Source organism: Stenotrophomonas sp. STEN018 (genome assembly GCF_056760235.1).
Map to the genome: position 1 here is coordinate 23,333 of NZ_JBRREK010000007.1, position 17,989 is coordinate 41,321.

A 17,989-nucleotide genomic window follows, 5' to 3' on the forward strand; every position below is an offset into this window, starting at 1 on the left:
CGTTACTCCTGGATCAATAAGAGAAATAGAGACCGGCAAACATGCCCTTGGAACGGTCGTCCCCGGCCACGCGCAGGCGATACTGCAGGTTCAGTTCGACAAAGGAGCGCTCGGCATGGTGACTGTCACCGCGGAACCAGTAGCGCGCCAGCACACCAGGCCCGATTCCCAACGTGCCTTCGCGGGCCAGCAGGTTGTCGTAGCCACCACTCACACCGGCGTAAGGCACAAGCACCAGCCGCGGGCTGGCCTGGTCCATGCGGAACGCGCGGCCGTAGCGCACATCCAGCGTACCCAGCGTCTGCGGGTGCTCGGTGAAGCGATCAGCTTCGGCATACACCTGCCAGTAGTTCCAGTTCCTGACGTCCTGGCGCAGGCCACCGCCACGCCCTTCGGACCATGCCGCACGTAGCAGCCAATCATTGCGGCTGTTGTCACCGGCACGCAGGAAGCGCTCCACCGCGACGACGACATTCTGCGTGCGGAACGGCTTCCAACGCGCACCCAGCACCGCCTGGTTGGTCGACATGCCGGTCGCGCCACCCGTGCCGTCGTACAGGGCCTGGCCCATCCGTGCATACAGCTCGACGCGGGCGCCGTTGCGATTGCCAATCACTGGCGGACGCCAGAACACCTCCTGGCTGGCCTGCAGGGTCTTGCGCGCAGAAAGTGAGGGGGCGAACGCAGGGTTCATCACTCCGACCGTGCCGTAGCCCAGCGCCGCGTTGAAACCCCATTGCCGCTCCAGGTCGGAGATCGCCTCGGTCAGGTTGCGGCGGACCTTGGGATCCTGGCTCAGCTGGCCCTCGTCGATGGCGTCCACGCCCTTGCTGAACCACGTTGCCGCCCAGTCGTTGCGATAGGCACGCTGCGCGGCATAACCGGCACCGAGCATCTGGTCAGCAGGCAGCACCTGTGTGCGCAGCGGCTGCAGTTGCGTGCGGGCTGCCGCCTGTTGGCCACTCATCGCCAATGCATCAGCATGCAGCACACGGTAGGCGATGTTGTCCGGCTCGGCTTCCGACGCAGTGCCCACTGCAGCCGCAGCCTCACGATACAGGCCGGATGCATAGGCCTTGTAGGCTTGGTCAGCCGCTATGTAAGCAGGGCTGCCCACCGCCGCGCCGCCGCCAAGGGCAACACTGCAGATCATCTGCTCACCCTCGCCGGTACAGAACACCCGTGGCGCCGGCATGCGGTCCGGCGCGCTGCGGATCTCACCCGCCATGCGCTTGAGCACGGCCATCTGTTCCTCAGGCAACCAATCCTGGGCCAACGCCAACTCCAGGTCGGCGTCAGCAGCGGCCTTGTCGCCGTTGCGCGCGGCGGCGTAGGCGCGCATCGACAACGCCGGCACATCCAGCTCGTCCTGGTCCAGCGCCGCAGACGCTGCCTGCCGCGCTTCGACCAGCTTCGATAATTCCAGCAACGAGGTGATCTGCAGATAGCGGTAGCCCGCCACATCAGGTGCGAGCTGGATGGCCCGTGCCGCAGCCTCAAGCGCTCCCACATAGTCTTTGCGCTCGTATGCGCGCCAGGCTTCAGCCGCAGGCACGGTCGCCTGGCGACGTCGCAGTCGATCAAGCAGGGCCGATAACGTCGTATCGTCCGGGAACACGCTTACCGCTGCGGCTGCGGCATCCACGGCCGCGTCCAACCTTTCCTGCTTCTCCAATGCGTACACCAGCAAGGTACGCAGCGCGGCATTGTCAGCACCCAGCGTCATTGATTGCCGTGCGAGGGTGGCGGCCTGTTCGAACGCGCCGCTGTTATAGGCCTTGTACGCGGCGTCGCCGGCCTGCCAGGCTTGCTGCGCGCGATCGGCTTGCTTGTTGCGTGGTGCCGTATCACTCACAGCCGGCTTGGGTGCCTGCACGCGTGCCGGCGGCACAGGCACGCCGCTGGCCGCGCGCTTGGCCTGCTCCGCAGTGCGCAGCAGGTCCTTGAGCGTGGTCAGGTCCGGCCGCAACCGCAGCGCTTCACGTGCCTGCCTGACGGCTTCGTCATAGTCACCACGCGCATACGCCGCATAGGCCTGTTCGGCATTGCGATAGGCGGCGCCGGACAGTGGTAGTTCGTCGGCCATCGCCGGCGCGCAGGCACCGGCACCGGCAAGCACGAGGGCAACCAGGGGTTTCAACAGTTTCTTGCTCATGCCAGGAACACGTCCGGATGCAGACGTGCTTCGCGCGCACGTCGTTGTTGTTCTTCCACAGCGGTGGTAATGGCCTGCTCACTGGCCACGCCGCGGCGCACCAGGTAGTCACCAATACGGCCATCACGGTGCGGCCGATACTCGTCCAGCGCGGCCTGGAAGTGCTCGCGCGTGATCAGCTTCATTTCCACCAGCAGATCACCGAGCAGCGGCACCGCGTCGATCCGGTAATCGGAACCACAGATCAGGCGCAGACCAGCATTGATCTCGCTTTCGCGGGCAATGAACTGTTCAACACGCTCGACCTTTGCGGTTTTTGCCAGTGCCTCCAGCACGTTGTCAGGCAGCGTGCTGGTCACGGCCAGGCGCATGGCCTCCGGTGCGGCACTGGGCAGCGGCAATACGCGCCATTGCACGCAGGCATCCACCGGCAGCAGAAAATTCCCCTGCTGCAGATAGTCCACATCAATAGCGGCGCGCGGCAGATCTTCCTGGAAGGAGATCGCCTCTGCCAGGGTCTCGTCATCCAGCCAGCCCTGCGCCACCAGGATGCGGCCCAGCGGTTGCTGGCGTCCTCCCTCCTGCTGGTCCAGCGCCTGCTGCAGCCGCTCCGGCTCCACCGCCTGCCAGACACTGAGCAGTTCGCCCAGCCGCCGACGGATCTGCACCAGCTGGGTGTTGGTCGGGAAGTCATGCATTGTCTTGTCCCAGACCAGACGCTTGCCGAACAGCAGATAGCCGGCAAACAGGCGCCAGGCCCGGGCGGTGGCTGCGCAGTTGATGACATTGCCCACAATCATGCGCGGCACCGACATCACGGCGTGCTCCCACCCGTACAAGCGATTGACGAAATACATGCGCTGCAGCACCCGCATGACCAATGCCGCGGTGGTGAACAGGGCAATGGCCATGGGCCAGGAGCCCGCCTGGAACACCGTGGGAAACTCCATCTGCCACACACCCGTCACCTTCAGCAGCCAAAACAACATCAGCTGCGCAAACAGCAGATAGGCCAGGATGCTGACGAACGAAGTGATGATGCCCTTGCGGTCACGCAGCAGCAGGTAGCGGTTGGCCGGGCTGCCGCCCCAGCCCAGGGTTTCCCAGCTCTGCATACCGATACCCAGCACCCAGCGCGCCTTCTGCCGATAGGCGGCGCGGAAGTTGTCGGGGAAGTACTCGCGCACGCACTAGGCCATGCTCAGCTTGCGCTCGCGCGCACCACCCCAGCCAAACCACGACGACGGGCGCCGCACCCGGAACTCCACCGGGAAGCGGGCAAAGATCGACTGCATGCCCATGCGTCCCAAGCGCGCGCCGATGTCGTAATCCTCGGTCAGGCTGTCGGTGTTGAACGGCTGGTTGTTGGTCTCGGTACTCAGGGCCAACAGCGCGCGACGCGAGAAACAGGTACCCACACCTGCCGATGGCACGGTGCCGGACAGGCTTTCCCGCACCACCAGATCCTTGGCATGCCACTCGGCAAACTCATCCATGTAAGTGCCGGCCACGAGCTCATACCACTCGCGGTCCAGCGAGGTCACCGGCAGCTGGATCATGTCCTTGCGCGGCAGCAGGTAATTGTAGAAACGTAGCTCCAGCGGGTGCAGCACGTCCTCACTGTCATGCAGAACGACGCCGGCGAACTCGATACCATTGCGCTTTTCGTAGTCGAAGATCGACAACACCAGCCAGTTCAGGCAGTCGGCCTTGTTGGTCGGACCGTCATGCGGCACTTCCACCCGCTGCAGGCGACGGTAGCGCCGACGCATGCGTTCGACTTCGGCGATGGTGTGGTTGTCATTGGGATAGGTGCCGACAAATACAACGTACTCCTGGTAATCGAGTACGTCGATCATGTTTTCCACCATCTGCGCGATCACGTCGTACTCGGCCCAGGCGGGCACCATGATCGCAATCGGCTGCTGGTCGCGCGCAAGCAGATCCGTGGCTGACAGTGGGCGGTACGAGGATCGCTTGAGCACGGTCAACTTGCGCCATACCAGCCGCGTCCAGTACCACACGTCAATGAACAGATCGTCCAGGCTGGACAACAGGATCAGCACGGCCAACACCACCGCGGCCTTTTCAAGCCCCGCGTAGTAGTTGGCCAGCTGGATGTTCCAGTAGACGGAGTCCATGACCTATCAGTGCACGTCGGTGAGCTTGCGACGGCTACGGATCTGCGCCACGCGTGCAGCCAGCAGCAGGAACACGATCACACCGATCAGCAGCAGCAGCCACACCATGTGACGCTGCCAGGCAGGCTGCGGGTTGCCATCAACAGCCAAACGCAGACCTTCCGGGTCGTCTCTGTCGAAATCCTGTACCAAGCCGCGACCATCGAGCAGCGCTACCGAGCCGCGCATCAGCCGGAACGGCTCGGCGATGCTGGGAATGCGGTTACCCAGTTCCCGGTAGATAACGCCCTGCTTGTCACTGTTGCCGGTCACCTCAACCAACGCTGCATTGTCCAGTCCCGCCAGGTCCAGCACGGTGTCGTCCTGCTTGCCGCTGATGCGCAGATGTCCGCCGTCCACCACGGCAGCACTCTTGACACCTTCAGGTTGCAGATTGAAGGCGAGGTAGGACTGATCCTGCGACGGCAAGGACTTGCCTTTCACCACTTCCAGCGTGGCCCGCTCCACTGCTGCACCCACCGAATTACTGATACGGATCACGGTCTGCAGGGTGGTCGGTGCGTTCTGCAGCCACGCCTCCGGCACCAGCACCTTGTGCGCGCCGGACAGGTGCGCGGCAGCCCCCACGAAGTCCGCTGCGGTACCGCGCTCGCCCATCACGATGTGGCTGCTTGGCAGCAACGACACCGGGTAAGGCGTCGCCGGATCATGGCAGTGCGGCCGGGCCGGCTGGCGCAGGAACGACACCCGCACCTCGTTGCGTGCGGCAATCGCGTACAGCGGCACCTTGGCGGCAATGCGCTGCGGCTTGCCGTTGGTATTGAGCACCGTTGCGCCGAGCAGATAGTCGTTGAAGAAGATCGAGGCAACGGCACCTTCACCAGCAGCATTGGGAGCGCCGGATACATCGATGACCACCTCCAGCGGCAACCGTCCCTCGCTGGAAAGCAGGCCCAGGTCGGCGTTGGCGGTGCGGTCGCTGCGAGCGATGATGTCCTGGGTACCAGAGAAGGTGCCCAGACGATCCAACAGCACTACACCCTTTTCGTTGACCAGCGGCTGCGCCTTGTTGACCTGCAGGTTCCGGCCCAGTGCGTAGGCACGCCACTGCGCCCCCAGCAGACCGGCAACCTCGGCGGCGGCACCGGTCCCCACCACCAGCATCGGCTGCCCGGCCACCACGCCGGCGCCGACATTGCGGCCTTCCACGGCGGTTTCCAGAGTAGACATGCTGCTCTTGCGCCAAGCAGCGAATGCCGCGGCGCCTTCGGCATCGGCACTGCCCACCTGCATGGCCAGTGCATCCAGCGCGCGCTTGACCGCAGTGCGCAGTGCCGGGCTGGCGACGGCAACATCCAGCGGTAGGCCGCTGTTGCGGCCCAGCGACAGCAGCGCACCCACCTCGGCCTCGCTACCAACCCGATGCTGCGCGTCACCTGCGGCCAGCGCTGCATAGGCCGGTACCGCCATCAGGCTGGTCGGCACCTGGGTACCACGCAGATCGATGCTGTCACCCACTTTGGGCAACGCCGTCACGGTCACCCGCTTGCCAGCTGACTCCAGCACCGCGCCAACGCGCCAGGCGGTGTCGTAGCTGGCAGCGTCCAGTTGCCGCCCGTCCACCAGCAAACGCACGCTGCGTGGCAGCGCGCTCCAGGCTTTGGCCACGGTATCGATGGCACGGCCATCGAACTGATAACTGAAACGCGTTTCCGGCGCGATCCGCAGGACGTTGGCCGGTGCGCTCTGGTCAGCGCACTGGTAGTCCGAAACGGTCGACCACCAACCCACACCGAAGCGCACAAAACCACTGGAGCGTGGAAATCCATCAATACCGATCAGCTGGCTCAGGTCGCCCTGGGGATCGGTGACGGTGCGCGCTGCCACCGCATCATCATCGATGCTCAGCAGGTTGGAAGTGCGCCCTGGATGACCACGCAGATAACGTGCATCCAGCTGCAGCTGCGCGTTCTGGGTGGCAATGCCGGCCGGCACCGGCAGATAGATCTCACGCTGGTTGTCCTGACCGCGCAGGCTGATGGGCTGGGTGAAGCCGAGGTCGCGCAAGGTCATGTTGCGCGATACGAGGGCATTGCTGCTCCACTCGCGGAACTGGCCGCCCGCTGTATCGGCAGCAGACACCGGCAAAGCAATGCTCAATGCCAGCACCAGCATAGGCAGAGTGACACCCTTGGTGCCAGGTTTACGTACGTAAAAGGTCATCAGGCACACTCGGTTGGGTTTGACTGGTTGCGCTTCTTGGATACTTCGGCAGATCCATCCGGGACGAACTCGCGGTACGGCGCGTTGATCAATGCCGCGACAATGCGCTCACTCGCCCCTCCATCGCCGTAGGGACTCAGATGGGGATCGAAACGAGCCACCCGCGCTGGCTGCGCCAACGCCTGCCGGACCGCGCTTACGATGCGATCCGATGCGGTTCCCACCAAGGTGACCACGCCCATGGCGACAGCTTCGGGACGCTCGGTGACGTCCCGCATGACCAGCACAGGGCGGCCCAATGCGGGCGCTTCTTCCTGCACGCCGCCGGAATCGGTAAGGATCACATCCGCCCGCTGCATCAGGCGCACGAAACTCAGGTAATCCTGCGGCGGCAGAAGATGGATGTTGTCCTTGCCTGCCAGATGGGCATGGACCGGCCCCTGCACGTTGGGATTCAAGTGAACCGGATAGACGATATCCAGATCGGGCTCAGCGGCGAGTGCGGACAAGGCGATGCAGATGTTGTTGAAGCCTTCACCGAAGCTCTCACGTCGATGGCCGGTTACCAGAAGTACCCGGCGACCCGCTCGCAACGGCAGTCCCGCATCGATCGAAGCCTGCAGTTCCAGATCGCCATCAAGTCGTTCAACGCTCAGCTTCAGCGCATCAATGACAGTATTCCCAGTGACGATGACCTGTCCGGCCGGGTTCTCCCTGGCCAGATTCAGCCGCGAGCTCTCGGTCGGTGCAAACAGATAGTCTGCGACCAGGTCCACGACACGACGATTCAGTTCCTCCGGCCACGGCTTGTGCAGATCGCCAGTGCGTAGTCCGGCTTCGACATGGCCGATCCGGATACGCCGATGGAAAGCTGCCATCGCGGCGGTCATCGCCGTGGTTGTATCGCCATGGACCAGAACGAGATCAGGCTGAACCTTTGCGTACAGATCATCCAGTCGCTCGTACAAGCGAGCGCACAATCCGTTCAAGGTCTGATTGCCAGTCATCACATCCAGATCGACGTCCGGGACGATCTGGAAAAGCTCCAGAACCTGATCCAGCATCGCTCGATGCTGTCCAGTGGTCGCAACGATTGATTCAACTCCCGGAGCGGCAGCTAGAGCTTGTACCAACGGCCCCATCTTGATCGCCTCAGGACGGGTACCAAACACCGACAAAATCCGCATTGCCCCCCCGGTCAAAACAACATCGTACCCACATGTACGTGGGCACAGATATTACACCGGTGTGCCGAGGATGTCCTTAAACTGAGAACTGCATCACAAACGTAAGAGAAAACTATATGCAGCAGTAATTAGTCACCACCTTGTGAACACCCTGCGATAGGAATGCAACTCACTGATTTACTTGAAATACCTGCCGCAAATAGGACAGATAGCCCGGATCATCACACATGCTCTTGCCAGGTGAGTCGCTGAGCTTTGCCACCGGCTGGCCATTGCAGCGGACCATCTTGATGACGATGTTCAGCGGCGTGGGGCCCAGATCATTGGTCAGGTGGGTGCCAACACCGAAGGCAACCTGGCAGCGGCCACGGAAGTGGTCATACAGCTGCATGACTTTCTCAATGTTCAAGCCATCGCTGAATACCAGCACTTTATTGATCGGGTCGACGCGATTGGCCTTGAAGTGGGCCAGCATGCGATCACCCCAGGTGAACGGGTCGCCAGAGTCATGCCGCACGCCATCAAACAGCTTGCAGAAATACATGTCGAAGTCGCGCAGGAATGCCTCCATTCCGACCACGTCCGACAGTGCAATACCAAGGTCACCGCGGTATTCACGCGCCCACGACTCCAGCGCCGCCACCTGCGAGTCGCGCAGGCGTGGCCCCAGCGCCTGGAAGGCCTGTAGATACTCATGCGCCATGGTGCCGTGCGGGGTCATGCCGTACATGCGCGCGAAGTACACGTTGCTGGTGCCGACAAACTGCGAGCCCAGCGCATCGCGCAGCATCGGCAGCATCCGCCCATGCCACTGCCGCGAGTAACGCCGGCGGCTGCCGTAATCGGCGATGCGGCAGTTCTCGAACCCGGCGGTATCACGCAGCAACGCGGTCTTGGCCTGCAGGCGGCGCTCGCCCTCGGCGAAGTCAGCGGTGGTGGTATTGCGGAACCAGACCTCGTTGATGATCGCCAGCAGCGGCACTTCGAACATGATGGTGTGCAGCCACGGGCCGGTGATATCCAGCTCGATTTCGCCCGGCACGGTTTCGGATGCACGCAGGCTGATGTACTTGCGGTCCAGATGGAACAGGCCGAGGAAGTCGGCGAAATCCGGTTTCACGAAACGCAGCCCACGCATGTATTCGAGCTCGTCGGCGGTGAAGCGCAGGCTGCACAGATGATCGATCTCGGTGCTGATCTCGTCCATGTACGCAGCCAGATCAATCCCAGGCGTACGGCATTTGAACCGGTACTGGACGACGGCGCCCGGGTACTGGTGCAGTACCGCCTGCATCATCGTGAATTTGTAGAGGTCGGTGTCGAGCAGGGATTGGATGATCATGCCCCGCATTATGCGCTGGCTGCCGGCCCGGGTTCAGGCAGGCGCGGGGGCTTGTTCATGGTCGGTGGCGGGAGCAGAGGTTAGGCCTGTTGGCTTCTGCTCGAAGAGCACCTCTCCCCAACCCTCCCCTGCGCGTTGCGCAAGGGACGGAGCTTGCCCATGCCTGTGCTCCCTCCCTTCGGCGTAGCCAAGGGGAGGGCTGGGGAGGGGTGCTGCCCCACAACCCCAAGACCCAAACCTACTTCAGCAACAGCCGAGGCAGCTGCAAGGCCGCATGCGCCCAGATCGCGCACCACACCCCTGCCCTGACCGGCAGGCTGCGCTGGCTGGCTTCAAACTTGCGGAAGTAACGCCACAGCCCGCGATGCTTATGCCATTCCACAAAGAACGGTCGCGAGCGACTGGACACACCGCGCACGTGCAGCACCTTCAGATCATTGGCGATGGCCACCACCGCACCGGCCTGACGCGCGCGTCGGCATAGATCCAGATCTTCGGCATGCAGCCGGTAGCCATCGTCCCAGCCATGCAGGCGATCGAACAATCCTCGCGGCATCAGCAACAAGGCGCCCGACAAGGCCTGCACCTGCTGCAACGCTGCGGAGTGGTCCACTTCCACCGCCAGCCGCGAGCCCGCACCTGGATTGCGCAGCATCGCGGCGAAGTCCGGGTCGCGGCGACGCACGGCTGCATCGGCCACGCCGTTCTCGTCCAACTGCTCCACACCCAACAGGCAATCGCCCAAGGGCTGACCCAAGCAGCGCAGCTGCGACAGGGTCTGCGGCTCGACCATCAGATCCGGATTGATGAAGGCCAGCCACGGCATATGACATTCACGCGCACCTTGGTTGCAGGCGCTGGCAAAACCGGGGTTGTCCGGGTTGGCGATGAAACGCACCCGCGTATCGGCCAGGGCGTGACGCTGCGCGATGGCCAGCGAGCCATCACGTGAAGCGTTGTCCACTACCCTGATCTCGGCAACGTCCTCTGCCGCGCGCAGCCGCTGCAGGCATTCATCCAGCGTGCTCGCACTCTCGTAACTGACCACCACAACCGCAATCGAATCGCTCACACCGGCTCCGCGCCTGGAAGGGAACCACAGGCGTCGAACAGGTCGGGCTGGGCTTGCGGCATTATCGCCTGCTCGCACAACTGCTGCAGTTGCTGGCGGTGCGCGTAAAGCGGGTCATTCATCAGGAATGCGGCCAGCCGCGCGGTCCATACCGGCCAACGATTGGCCAGCACTTCCATGTCGCCCTCGGCTGGCCGGCCCTCACTCTGGCGACCGACGAAGGCGTTGTCACACAGCACATTGCGCCAGCCCAGCCCACTCATGCGCAGGCTCAGGTCCACAAGCGCGGCATACCACGAGCCGTAACTATGGATATCCAGACCGCCTGCACGCCGGCGCGCACTGCCGCGTATCAACACCGCGTGGGTAACCGCCGAGGGCAGCTCAGGCTGCAGCAAGGGCATTGCCGCCAAAGCCTGCAGCAACCGCGCCGGATCGGCGGGCAGCGGATTGAGTTCGCCGGCACGGGGCCAGGATACGGCTTCGCCGGCATTGCTCCACGGCGTGGCGGTAGCGATGGAGGCATCCCGCGCCAGACAGTCGCTGAGCTGCTGCAACCAGCCCGCCATCGGCAACGCATCGGGCGCCAGCACGGCGACGTCAGCATCGCCGCAGGCCTTCAGCATCTCATCCAGATGCGCTGCCTCGCCGATCGGGCGTGGACGGCGTGTGTACTCGGCCTGCAGACGGGTGCTCGCCAGCCAGTGCTCGATCACCACCTGCCCACGCGGGCCACTCTGACCATCATCGGCCAGCCACACCGGCGTACCCGCCGGCGTGTGTTTTTCCAATGCCGCCAGGCAGGCATCAAGCGCTGCATCATCCACGCCAACGGGCAACAGAATGACCGGCAGCGCCATGTTTAACGACCTGCCTTGGGCTTGTCGATCGGGTCCAGTGCGCGGAAGCGGCTACCGTACTCGTCGGTGAGATTGCGCGCTTCCTGCGGGTTGCGGACGATGGTCGGGGTGATCAATACGATCACTTCATTGCGCCGATGATTCTGGGTCTTGGTGCCGAACAGGCCACCCACCACCGGCAACCGGCTCAGGAACGGCAGGCCAGAAGAGCCATTGGTACTGCTGTCATCGATCAGACCTGCAAGCATCACCGTGTCACCGGCACTCACCGCGGCTTCGGTCTGCATGCGCCGGGTATTGATGCGGTAGTTGCCATTCTTGTCTGCTTCGCCTTCCGGGGCGCTGATCTCCTGCACGATATCCAGGAACACCATGCCATCACGGGTCACCCGCGGGCGCACCTTGAGGATGTTGCCGGTTTCCATGTACTGCACGGTCGAATACGAGTTTTCGCCGATGGTCGAGATCGAGGTGGAGTTGACCGGAATGCGGCTACCCACATTGAGCGTGGCCACCGCGTTGTTGCGTACGAACAGCGAGGGCGTCTGCAGCAGACGTACGTTGGTCACTTTATCCAGCGCAGTGATGATGGCGGCGGCGTTCTTGCCGAGGAAGGTCCACGCCATGCCGCTGCCGGTCACCTTGCCGGCGATATCCCCCCAGATACCGCGCCCAACCGCACTGGGCAGGCCAGCCCCGGTCATGCCGATGTTGTTTTTCCCTTCAATCGCCCCATCCACCGCCTGCTCGAAGTACCAGTTCACGCCGTAGCTGAGCTCTCCGTTGAGCGCGACTTCGGCCACCTGCGCTTCGATATGCACCTGCAGCGGCATCACGTCGAGCTTTTCCACCACTTCCTGGATCGAACGCCAGGCCTGCGGGCTGGAACGCACCAGCAAGGTATTGGTTTCCTCCACCGCCGATACACCGACGCGGTCGCCCTCCACTTCCAGGGTGACGCTGCCATTACCCGATGCGTGGTTGGGCAGCTGCATGGTCTCGCCCGCCCCGCCACCGCTGCTGCCGCCGGACATGCCCGAGCCACTGCCCGCCGTGCCGATGTCACTGGGCTTCAATCCATCGCTCTGGCCGAGGCCGCCATCCTGTCCGCGCCCACCCAGCGATACCGGGCTACCACCAGGTGCCAGCGAGGTGCCGCTGTCGCCTTGGCCGCGCGAGCCGCTGCTGCCAAATACCTCGGCCAGCCTGTCGGCAAGATCCTTGGCCTTGATGTACTTCAGCTCATAGGAAAACAGACGGGCACTGCCGCCGGCACTGTCGATGCGGTCCAGCCATTGCTGGATCTGATCCAGATAGCGGGCCTGCGGCGTGATCACCAGCACTGCATTGGCGTTGTCCAGCGGCATGAAACGGAACATGCCGGCGCTGGGCGTCTTGCTGGCTTCGCCAAACACCTTCTCAAGATCATTGGCCACCTGCGAGGCACGCCCGGACTGGATCGGGAACACCCCCACCGACATGCCTGACAGCCAATCCACGTCGAAGATCTCGACCGTGCGCAGGTAGTTTTCCAGTTCGGTGCGGGTGCCGCCCAAGGTGATCACATTGCGCGAACCGTCGACGCCGACGATGGCGTTGGGGCGCGCATACGGCTCCAGCACTTTTTTCATCTCGGTTGCGGAGATGTATTGCAGCGGCACCACCCGCACTTCATAACCGCGCGCGGCCGAGGCCGGTGCGGTACTCGGTGCTACCGTGCCGGCCAACGACTGGTCGGCCGGCACCACGTTGTAGCGGCCACCGCTGTAGATCAGGCGGGCGTTGTTCCAGCCCAGCACCATCTCCAGCAGGTTCAGCGCCTGCGCCGGTGATACCGGTTTGGGCGTGGCCAGGGTTACCGTGCCCTGCACGGTCGGGGCGATGACGTAGTTCTGGCCGAGCATGTCACCAAGGATGGCCTTGGTGACCGCCTGCACCGATTCGCCTTCGAAGTTGAATACTGCTGTCCCATTGCCCGCCGCGGTCAAGGCCGGCGCTGGTGCCGAGGCGGCGGCGCGGTTGATCACCGTGCCATTGCCACGGCGGATCACCGCACGACCCTGATTGTCATCAGGCTTGGGGGCCTCTTCGACGCTCAAGGGGTTGGTACGCGCGGCCTCGCCGGGAGCAGGTGTACTTGTGTTCGGCGCAGCATTGCGACGGACCTCCGGCGGCGGCGTGGTAGCGCAGCCGCTCAAGGCACCGATCAGCAGGCTGACTGCAACTATGCGTGATGTCATACGCTCACTCTACGGGTTCTGGCGGCCGGAGCTGCCGTTCTGATTCTGTTGAGCCTGCCGACGGCGGGCCTGGATGCGATCACGGATCGCTTTGATCTGGTCTGCCGACGGTGCCATCGGCTCGGCGGCTGGCGGTGGCATGGGTACGCTGACGGGCGCGGCAATCGGCGGAGCGCTACCCGGCACAGGCGCTGTACCGCCATCGGTTGGCGGTTTGGGGCCACCGCTGAATACCTGCAACTCCAGGTTGAGCGTGCCCGCCGGCCCACTGACCACGGCGCTGCGCGGCTGCAGCGACAGCAGTTGCCAACCGTCCTGCACCTCGCCCCCCAGACGCAGGCGCAGCGATTTTCCCTGTTCGGTAGTCAGCGTGGCCATGTCCAGGCCCGGCGTCATCAAGACCCCGGTCAAGCGCACACTGGCCGCTGTTGGTGCGCCTGCTTCGCCGATGAAAAACGGATGCGGCCGCCGATCGCTGGCAAACAGCGGCCGGCTCAAGGCCTCGGCATTGTCGGCAACGGCGAGCTGTGCGGTCTGCGGAACCGCCGGCAAAGCAGGCAGTTCAAGCGCTGCATTGCTACTGCCAATCCTGCTGCCCAGACCGAACAGACACGCCGCCCACACCAGCAGCGCCCAACCAGCGAATGCGCCCAACAACCAGGTGCGTAGACCTGCTACGTCATTGCGCATTGGCAACCTCCGTCACTGGCGCGACCACGCCGGGGCGCAGATAACCGCTGAGTTCGAAGCTCACGTCCAGGCCGCCACCGCCTTCGCCCATGCCTGCAGACAGAATGTCGAGCCGGTCCACGCGCAATTGCGGCGTTCCGGTTTCCAGTGTCTGCAACACGCTCATCCATTCGTTCATGCCGCAACGCAGCCGCGCCTGCACCGCCACCCGCGGAAAGCGGCCACTGCTGTCAGCCGGCAACGGCGAGCGGTCGCTGATCGCACAACTGCGCTGATCCGGGCTGGCCAGGCGCGCGGCTTCTTCCAGCCGCTGCACCAGCTTGGAAGTCGCCAGCTCCACCGAATTTTCGGCCATGAAACCGGGTTGATCGGCCAGCGCCTGTTGCGCCTGCTGCAACCGCTGTGCGACTTGCGGTGCCTGTCGCAACTGCATGCCGATGCGCTGCTGGCGCTCCTGCAAGGCGGTGATTTCTGCTTCCACCGCCTGCATCGGCCGGGTCCACAAGGGCTGTACCAGCAGCAGGTAGATCACGCCTAATACGGCCAGCAACAGACCCAGGGCCAACCAGCGATCACGGCGCGCGGGGTGCGGTGCCATCGGCAGCCTCCTGGTTGGGGCCGCGCAGTTCAGCGGTCAAGGTAAAGCGCTCGCGCCCGGCGCCTTGACCGGCCTGCAGCACGCCGGTCAATGACGGCGTCTTCCACAGGGTGGAGCCCTCCAGCTTGGAGACCAGCGAGGACGCACTGCTGCTCATGCCGATCAACTGCATGCGCCCGCCTTCGATCGAAAGCTTCTCCAGCGAGGTGTCATCGCCCAACCGCTGACTGAGCTCGTTGATGATCTCGGTGGCAGATGCCTGCTGGGCACGTTGCGCAGCAAAGAACTGCTGGCCATCGACCAGATCCTGCAATTGCTGCCGCTGCGCTGCGACTGCACGCGCGCGCACTGCGGCGGCATCCACCTGCGCCGACAGCTGTGCGGCAGCGGCGCGGCGGTTGTCCAGCAACTGCCAGGCAGCCAGCACCATCATCGCCAGGCCTGTGATCAACAGCAGGCGGTTGAGTCGGCGCATCGGATCATGTCGTTGCCGACGCATCGCCGGCGGCAACAGATTCACGCCCAAGGGCTGACCGTCCGCAGCAACTGCATCCACACCATCAAGCTGCTGCTGCCACGCCTCACCCGGGCCCAGCAACGCGTCCACCAGTGGCCGCGGCGCAACCACCAGTTCGGTATCCAATTGGCCATCAGCCCGACGCTGCAACAGGCGCACGTCGTAGTAGACCTGCGAGGTACTGAAAGGAGTTTGCCGGTCTATCTCGAAGCCCAGCACTTCGCGCAGGCGCGGCTCGGCCGCAGCAGGCATGCGCAGCGGCTTGCGCAGTACCGCGCTGGCCGACAACAGCCCGAAACGCGGCAGACCAACAGCGCGCGGAGGCAAGGCCGCGTCCACCGCATCGGGTGTCGCGCCGATGGGCAACGCCTGCAGCAGCTGCCGCTGGCCGCCCTGCAACAGCGACACCGTCAGCTGCGCGTCGACAAGCTCCAGCAGCAAGCGCGCATCGGAGACACCAAGCAGTGCCCGCCAACGCGCAGGCAGCCAGGACAGCAACGCCTGCGACCACCACGCCCAGAAGCCACCGGCACCCGGCACGATGCGTGCACTCACCTGCCCCAGTCGTTCACGCAACCCCGTCATCTAGACATCGCTCCCTGTTCCCACTGCAGCACCGTATACGGCGCACCGGCCATAGCACCGGGATTAAGACGGACCACGGCGCGGGTCACCGCTTGCCGCTCGGCCAGCAGCTGCACCTTGCTTTCGACACTATATGTGCCGGTGTCGCCCCCCATGGGTGAAGTTTCGCCCATCCCGGCACTGCCGTCTTCACGTTCGCGTTGGGCCATGATCAACACCGCATCCATCCCCATCGCGGTCAGCACCGGTGCCGGAGCGAAACGCGGGCTGGGCCGGCCGCTACCGTACACCGTCACCAGCGGTGCCAACCGTGCGTAAAGTGCGGGTTCCATGCCGAGAACGCGTTGCAACTCGCTGATGCTGTCAAACGGCGCGTTCTTGGCGCCGTAGGGCAGGCCAGCGGCCTGATAATCGGCGGTTTCCGCGCCGCCGGAGACCTGCAGCAGCGAATCGACGTCACGCCAATCAACGATGGCCCCAGCCAGCCGTGCCGCTTTGTCCGGGGCCACATTGATTGCACGTAGCAGGCCTTGCAGCAGGTCCAGATCGGCCTTGTTCAGATCAACCTTGCCGGCCTCATCAACGATACGCAGCTCCACCGCATGGCCGTCAAACTGCCAGCGGTAAGGGCGCCCGTCGGGGTGCCAGCTGGGCTGGGTGGGCGTGGCACGCATCCGCGACAGCGCGTAGTCAATGCCGGCATGGGCGATCTGTTCGCCACCGGCCAGGTCACCGGTCACCCGACCCTGCAGGTGTTCGACCCGCGCAGTCAGGGCGAACGCAGCGATGGTGGTGGTCAACAGCGCCACCACCCACAGCACCAACACCAGGGCCGCACCGCGCATCTTCATCGCCAGCTCCCGGCGGCGCCGTGCTGTGGCAATGCGACGACCAGTGGCGGCCACGCGGGGCCACGTGCGGGGGTGATCTCGATGGAGACCAAGGCCGGCATGCGACCCGGCGAATCCCAGCTGTCTTGCCAACGGCCCATTGCGCCGGTGTTCGGGTCGGGGCCGCGATAGCGCAGCTTCACCTGTTTGAGATCGTCGGCCAGCAACTCACTGCCGCGCGGCGGGTTCTCCTCCAGCAGCTCACCGTTCTGCAGCAGGGTCAGGCCAATCCGCAGCTCCTGCTTGTCAGCGCTGCCGCTGACCTCAAGCGTGTGCAGATAGGGACCGCCGCGGCCCAGATAATTCGGCACGTTGGCGACAAACTGCAGCTGTTGCGGCGTGCCGGAAAACACCTTGGCGTTGCCACTCAGCGCATCTCGTTGCAAAGGCAATGGCATCGCCGAAACCAGACGCCTGCGCAGGAAACCTTCGACCGCACGCATGCGCTCATTGCCACTGGCAATCGCCTCACCACGGCTGCTGATGGCCAGCGTCGAACGCACCGCGGCGAATGCCAGCGCCATGCCGGCGGCAAGCAACACAGTGGCCAGCAGCACCTCGATCAAGGTGAAGCCGCTCATACGCCTTGGACGCCATGGGCGCAGTGAACGCTTCATGGCGGTGCCTCCAGCGGCGCGTTGCCACGCAGCCGCAGCGTGCGCCAACGCAGTTGTTCCTGCGCACTCTCGCCCCAGCGTACCTGCAGATCCAGCAACCATAGCCGCGCCTGTTGCTGGCGTGGCTCCACATAAGGCGAGACCTGCAGACTCCAGTGATAGCGGCCCTGTTCCCACTCGCCCTGCTGGCGACCAGCGCTCAACGGCGCCTCGACGCCGGCCAATGCAAGCAACGACTGCGCGTGCAAGGCAGCGCGACCATAGCCATCAGCCAAGCTGACCTGGCGCGCGGCACCAGACAGACTGCCCAACAACAGCGTCATCGCCAAGGCCAGCAAGGCGAAGGCGACAATCACTTCAATCAGTGAATAACCGCGTTGGCGCTTCATCCAGCGCCCTCGCGCAGCGGGCCGGCCTTGACCTCGCCGGTGATCCACGCCACATCGATACGCCACACCGCATCGCCTGCACGCAGTTCGATGCGGCCACCGCTGGAGGCGCCATCCTCAAAGAAACGTATGACACCTTCGTCCCTGCGCGCCTGCAATTGACCGGCACCGATGAAGCTCACCGTCAGCGCCTGCGGCAGCTCGCCATGATGACCATCCGCGCCCTGCCAGCGCCGACTGCCCGGGTTGATCTGCAATTGCTGGACGACGCCGGTGCTGATCGCGCGGGTGCGGGTGTAACGCAACTCGGCCGCCAAGGCCTTGCCGGCCGAACGCAGCCGCATGCCATCCATGCCGCCGCTCATCGCCATCGCCGCCATCAAAGCCAGCGCGGCCACCAGCGCCAGTACCAGCACCATCTCCAGCAAGGACATGCCGCGCATTGCACTGCGCCGCGCAGGTACTACACGCACGGCGGCAAGC

General features: G+C 64.1%; 15 protein-coding genes and 1 pseudogene. All 16 read right to left on the minus strand.

The features are described from left to right. Window positions 1–13: 13 nt before the first annotated feature. The 16 genes and pseudogenes from ACVOMB_RS04375 to xpsH all read right to left on the minus strand — a co-directional run bounded on the left by ACVOMB_RS04375 (window position 14) and on the right by xpsH (window position 17,949). Entirely contained in the window at window positions 14–2,155 is a 2,142-nt protein-coding gene (locus ACVOMB_RS04375; protein ID WP_481530052.1) for a bacteriophage N4 adsorption protein A, read from the minus strand. Next, window positions 2,152–3,144 carry a cyclic di-GMP-binding domain-containing protein, MshE-related gene (locus ACVOMB_RS04380; protein WP_481530120.1) on the minus strand — a complete coding sequence of 331 codons (993 nt, stop codon included), beginning with the start codon at window positions 3,142–3,144 and terminating at the stop codon, window positions 2,152–2,154. Before ACVOMB_RS04380 ends, ACVOMB_RS04375 begins: the two co-directional genes overlap by 4 nt. A 45-nt stretch (window positions 3,145–3,189) precedes the next feature. Next, window positions 3,190–4,296 (minus strand): annotated as a pseudogene (locus ACVOMB_RS04385) (glycosyl transferase family protein); the annotation flags it as partial. Between the two features lie 6 nt (window positions 4,297–4,302). After that, window positions 4,303–6,519, minus strand: coding sequence for a cellulose biosynthesis cyclic di-GMP-binding regulatory protein BcsB (locus ACVOMB_RS04390; protein WP_481530053.1), 2,217 nt, complete (start codon window positions 6,517–6,519; stop codon window positions 4,303–4,305). Further along, the gene (gene wecB, locus ACVOMB_RS04395) at window positions 6,519–7,706 is read right to left on the minus strand and encodes a non-hydrolyzing UDP-N-acetylglucosamine 2-epimerase (RefSeq protein ID WP_481530054.1); all 1,188 of its coding nucleotides are present in this window, start codon (window positions 7,704–7,706) and stop codon (window positions 6,519–6,521) included. The genes ACVOMB_RS04390 and wecB overlap by 1 nt, the downstream gene beginning before the upstream one ends. 169 nt (window positions 7,707–7,875) lie before the next feature. After that, complete coding sequence (gene pncB / locus ACVOMB_RS04400; RefSeq protein WP_481530055.1) at window positions 7,876–9,048, minus strand: nicotinate phosphoribosyltransferase; 1,173 nt, start codon at window positions 9,046–9,048, stop codon at window positions 7,876–7,878. 238 nt (window positions 9,049–9,286) lie between these two features. After that, window positions 9,287–10,120, minus strand: coding sequence for a glycosyltransferase family 2 protein (locus ACVOMB_RS04405; protein ID WP_481530056.1), 834 nt, complete (start codon window positions 10,118–10,120; stop codon window positions 9,287–9,289). Beyond that, on the minus strand, window positions 10,117–10,980 hold the full coding sequence (locus ACVOMB_RS04410) for a glycosyltransferase family 2 protein (protein WP_481530057.1): 864 nt from the start codon (window positions 10,978–10,980) through the stop codon (window positions 10,117–10,119). The genes ACVOMB_RS04405 and ACVOMB_RS04410 overlap by 4 nt, the downstream gene beginning before the upstream one ends. A gap of 2 nt (window positions 10,981–10,982) precedes the next feature. After that, the gene (gene gspD / locus ACVOMB_RS04415) at window positions 10,983–13,220 is read right to left on the minus strand and encodes a type II secretion system secretin GspD (protein WP_481530058.1); all 2,238 of its coding nucleotides are present in this window, start codon (window positions 13,218–13,220) and stop codon (window positions 10,983–10,985) included. 9 nt (window positions 13,221–13,229) lie between these two features. Continuing rightward, the gene (locus ACVOMB_RS04420; protein WP_481530059.1) at window positions 13,230–13,910 is read right to left on the minus strand and encodes a type II secretion system protein XpsN; all 681 of its coding nucleotides are present in this window, start codon (window positions 13,908–13,910) and stop codon (window positions 13,230–13,232) included. Beyond that, window positions 13,900–14,508, minus strand: coding sequence for a type II secretion system protein GspM (gene gspM / locus ACVOMB_RS04425; RefSeq protein ID WP_481530060.1), 609 nt, complete (start codon window positions 14,506–14,508; stop codon window positions 13,900–13,902). The genes ACVOMB_RS04420 and gspM overlap by 11 nt, the downstream gene beginning before the upstream one ends. After that, entirely contained in the window at window positions 14,483–15,610 is a 1,128-nt protein-coding gene (locus ACVOMB_RS04430) for a PilN domain-containing protein (protein WP_481530061.1), read from the minus strand. The genes gspM and ACVOMB_RS04430 overlap by 26 nt, the downstream gene beginning before the upstream one ends. Then, on the minus strand, window positions 15,607–16,461 hold the full coding sequence (locus tag ACVOMB_RS04435; protein ID WP_481530062.1) for a type II secretion system minor pseudopilin: 855 nt from the start codon (window positions 16,459–16,461) through the stop codon (window positions 15,607–15,609). Before ACVOMB_RS04435 ends, ACVOMB_RS04430 begins: the two co-directional genes overlap by 4 nt. Then, window positions 16,458–17,117, minus strand: coding sequence for a prepilin-type N-terminal cleavage/methylation domain-containing protein (locus ACVOMB_RS04440; protein ID WP_481530063.1), 660 nt, complete (start codon window positions 17,115–17,117; stop codon window positions 16,458–16,460). The genes ACVOMB_RS04435 and ACVOMB_RS04440 overlap by 4 nt, the downstream gene beginning before the upstream one ends. Beyond that, a complete protein-coding gene (xpsI, locus tag ACVOMB_RS04445; protein ID WP_481530064.1) occupies window positions 17,114–17,506 on the minus strand; it encodes a type II secretion system protein XpsI in 393 nt (130 codons plus the stop codon). The genes ACVOMB_RS04440 and xpsI overlap by 4 nt, the downstream gene beginning before the upstream one ends. Beyond that, window positions 17,503–17,949, minus strand: a complete 447-nt coding sequence (xpsH, locus tag ACVOMB_RS04450; protein ID WP_481530121.1) for a type II secretion system protein XpsH — start codon at window positions 17,947–17,949, stop codon at window positions 17,503–17,505. Before xpsH ends, xpsI begins: the two co-directional genes overlap by 4 nt. Between the last annotated feature and the right edge of the window lie 40 nt (window positions 17,950–17,989).